The organism is Alcanivorax sp. (genome assembly GCF_014762765.1).
Classification (GTDB): Bacteria; Pseudomonadota; Gammaproteobacteria; order Pseudomonadales; family Alcanivoracaceae; genus Alcanivorax.
Genome location: NZ_JABURH010000039.1, coordinates 1 through 3,815, shown reverse-complemented (window position 1 = coordinate 3,815; position 3,815 = coordinate 1). Strand labels below are relative to the sequence as shown.

The 3,815-nt window shown below is 60.6% G+C and carries 3 protein-coding genes; 1 reads left to right on the top strand and 2 read right to left on the bottom strand.

The window, feature by feature from the left end; translation table 11 throughout:
* Window positions 1–52: 52 nt before the first annotated feature.
* Window positions 53–826: a 3'-5' exonuclease gene (locus HUJ17_RS01225; RefSeq protein ID WP_290508996.1), complete on the bottom strand. Its 774-nt coding sequence runs from the start codon at window positions 824–826 to the stop codon at window positions 53–55.
* 139 nt (window positions 827–965) lie between these two features.
* Complete coding sequence (gene cysM, locus HUJ17_RS01220; RefSeq protein ID WP_290508995.1) at window positions 966–1,859, bottom strand: cysteine synthase CysM; 894 nt, start codon at window positions 1,857–1,859, stop codon at window positions 966–968.
* Between the two features lie 332 nt (window positions 1,860–2,191).
* Here cysM and HUJ17_RS01215 point away from each other — a divergent pair.
* A partial coding sequence (locus HUJ17_RS01215; protein ID WP_290508994.1) for an ATP-binding protein occupies window positions 2,192–3,815 on the top strand: 1,624 nt, incomplete at its 3' end.

Sequence of the window (3,815 nt, the reverse complement as noted above, 5' to 3'; positions counted from 1 at the left end):
TTCCCACAGGGTTTCAGATGGGGTTTCGCTGTTAACTGTTCACTCTTAACTGTTAATTCCCCTGCCAGGCTTCCAGGAAGCTGAGGAAGTGCGGATGGCCTTCGGCTTTCAGGTAGTCCTGCAGCAGGGTCAATTCCTGTTCGTAGCCGGTGGGGTCCAGCTCGCCGCGCATCAGCTGGAAGCGCAGGTAGACCAGCCAGGTGTTGAGCACATCGGTCTCGCAGTAATCACGAATACCCTTGAGGTTGCCTTCCTGGAAGGCGTCGAACACCTTGCCGCCGCTCATGCCCATCTTGCCGGGGAAGCCCAGCAAGGTGGCGATCTGGTCCAGCGGGGCGTTGGCGCGGGCGTTGAACAGGGCCAGCTGGTCCATCAGGTCCAGGTGGCGCTGGTGGTAACGGCTCAGGTAGTTGTTCCATTTGAAGCTGGTGTCTTCGTTGCCGGTTTCCCAGTAACGACGGGCCTGCACACCATGCTTGAGGGCACGGTAATGCAGCACCGGCAGATCGAAGCCACCACCGTTCCAGCTCACCAGGTTGGGGGTGAAGCGGTCGATACCGTCGTAGAAGCGCTCGATCAGCTCTTTCTCGGTGCTGTCCTCATCCCCCAGGGACCAGACCTTGACGCCCTGGGTGGAACGCAGCACCACGGAGATGGCGACGATGCGGTGCAGGTGCAGGCGCAGGAATTCGGTGCCGTTTTCCTGGCGGCGCAGGTTGAGCAAGGCACTGGCGGTGTCCTTGTCACTGAGGCCATCCAGATCATAGATGCGGCGCCCGCCGTCCAGGTCGGGGATGGTTTCGATGTCGAATACCAGTACGTTCATTCAGCTCTCCGCTGTTCATGCTTCCCGATTGAGGGAAGCTCTGTGGGAAGCGATGCTCGCATCGGGAAAGATGTGCGGCAGAGGCCTTCTTCACGATGCAAGCATCGTTTCCCACAAAAAATTCATGCCTCGGGCAGCTTCAGGCTCCCTGAAACACCCCGGTGGACAGGTAACGGTCGCCACGGTCGCAGATGATGGCCACGATCACGGCGTTTTCCAATTCTTCGCTCAGACGCAGGGCGCCGGCTACGGCACCGCCGGAGGAGACACCACAGCTGATACCCTCTTCCCGGGCCAGCCGGCGCATGGTGTGCTCGGCCAGGGCCTGATCCATGTCGATGACCCGGTCCACCCGGGAATCATCGTAGATGGACGGCAAGTACTCCTTCGGCCAGCGACGGATGCCGGGAATGGAAGAGCCTTCGGTGGGTTGCAGACCGATGATCTGGATATCCGGATTCTGCTCCTTCAGGAACATGCTGCAGCCCATGATGGTGCCGGTGGTACCCATGGAACTGACAAAATGGGTAACGCCACCCTGGGTATCGCGCCAGATTTCCGGGCCGGTGCTTTCGTAATGGGCCATGGGGTTGTCCGGGTTGGCGAACTGGTCCAGCACCCTGCCCTCGCCCCGGGCCTGCATGGCCTGAGCCAGATCGCGGGCCCCTTCCATGCCCTCTTCCTTGCTGACGGAAATCAGCTCGGCGCCATAGGCGGCCATGGCATCGCGGCGTTCCTGGCTCTGGTTGGCGGGCATGATCAGCTTCATGCGATAGCCGCGCATGGCAGCGGCCATGGCCAGGGCAATGCCGGTGTTACCGCTGGTAGCTTCAATCAACGTATCACCGGGTTTGATCTCGCCTCGTGCCTCGGCCTTCATGATCATGTTCAGGGCCGGGCGATCTTTCACCGAGCCTGCCGGATTGTTGCCTTCCAGCTTCACCAGAATGGTATTGGTGGTGTCGCCCGGCATCCGCTGCAGGCGAACCAGGGGCGTATTGCCCACGGTCTGTTCGATGGTTTTATGGTTCATGGCGCGCATTGTACCTAAAGCGGCAACACGCAACACGCTTCATGTACCCGACGACAACCTCGACGCTGGGGGGACAAACACCCATTGGAACGTAGCGCGGCGGAGTAACGCCCGGCAGGGCGGCCCGAAGGGTGAGCAAAGCGAATAACCTTGCTCGCAAGGCGAAGGCAACAATCCGCTGCCGTGCCAGCTGAAAACCCTTCGCCTTGCGGGCAAGGCTCCAACGACTGATGAACCGTAGGGTGAAATAACATTCGGCAACTGGCAGGGTCCGTGGCAGTTGCCACCATCTCGGGCATAATGGGCGAAAACAACAGCAAGAACGGGGATTCATGGTCAACCAAAGCCTTCGCTCACGCCTGATGTTCATGGCCATTCTGCCCGCCCTGATGGCGGCACTGGTGGTGGGCGGCTATTCGCTGGTGAATCGGCTGGTGGATGTGCGCGATACCAATGCCCAACGCCAGCAACTGGTGACCGACAGCTTTGCCGCCCGCCTGGAAAGTACCGCCGCCACCGATACCGCTCGCCAGCAACGGCTGCTGCGACAGTTGCTGGAAGCCCAGGATGTACGTGCCGCCACCCTGGATTTCATCGGTGAGCGCCCTACCCTGCACGCCGGGCCAAGGCTACGCCCGGCGACCGGCATTAATCAGAAAGATGGGCGGCAGCGGCTGGTTACCGATACCAGCTGGCAACTGACCCGGGATATCAACCCCGGGGAGCCGGCCAGACTGACCGTGGAATTTACCCGTCAGGGGGAATACGTCTCCACCCTGGAGGGGCTGATTACCCTGATTCTGGTGATGGTGGGTCTGATGCTGCTGGCCATGGTGCCGGCACTGCGTTTTTCCCGACAGCTGACCAGTCCTATCGGAGAAATGGTGGATGCCGTGCGGCGAATTCGCGATGGCGACCTGAGCATGGCCATTCACACCCAGGCAAAAGGGGAGCTGGCAGAGCTGGAAACTGCCCTGCGTCAGATGGTGTCGGCTCTGGCGGATGCCCAGACCGAATTGCAGCAGAACGTGGATCAGGCCACCCAGGACCTGCGTGAAACCCTGGAAACCATCGAGATCCAGAATATCGAACTGGATATGGCCCGCAAGGAGGCGCTCAAGGCCAGCCAGATCAAGTCGGAATTCCTGGCCAACATGAGCCACGAAATCCGCACCCCGCTCAATGGCATCATCGGCTTCACCAAGCTGCTGGAGAAGTCCTCCATGAGTCCCCGCCAGCAGGATTATCTGGGCACCATTCACAAGAGTGCCGATTCGCTGCTGGCGATCATCAATGACATCCTGGATTTCTCCAAGATCGAGGCGGGCAAGCTGTCCCTGGATCACACCCCGCTGAACCTGCACGACTTGATCGAGGACGTGCAGACCCTGCTCGCCCCCATGGCCCAGGAGCGGGGCCTGGAGCAGGCTGCCATCATCTACTCCGATGTACCGGTGAATCTGCTCGGCGACCCGCTGCGTATTCGCCAGGTACTCACCAACCTGCTCAGCAATGCCATCAAGTTCACCGAACAGGGCTCGGTGGTGGTGCGTGCCATGCTGGAGGAAGACCGTGGCGCGGAGGCCATCATCAAGCTGACGGTGACAGACACCGGCAATGGCCTGAGCCCGGAAGCCCAGAAAAACCTGTTCAGCGCCTTTACCCAGGCAGACCAGAGTGCCCGTCGCCAGGAAGGCGGCACCGGCCTGGGACTGGCCATCAGCAAACGTCTTGTGGAAGGCATGGGCGGCGAGATCGGTATCGACAGCAGCGAAGGCCAGGGCTCCACTTTCTGGTTCACCCTGCGTGCTGAACGTGATCCGAAACAGCGCCCTTCCCCCCATCTGGAGCACTTCCGGGGCCGCACTGTCACCTTGGTGGAGACCGATGAATATGGCCGGCTGGGGCTGTATCACATGCTCAGCCACTGGCAGATGCGCATCAACGAATACCACA

Excerpts from the sequence above, each read along its gene's own strand:
- cysM (WP_290508995.1), bottom strand. The coding sequence starts at position 1,859 with ATGAACCATAAAACCATCGAACAGACCGTGGGCAATACGCCCCTGGTT.
- HUJ17_RS01225 (WP_290508996.1), bottom strand. The coding sequence starts at position 826 with ATGAACGTACTGGTATTCGACATCGAAACCATCCCCGACCTGGACGGC.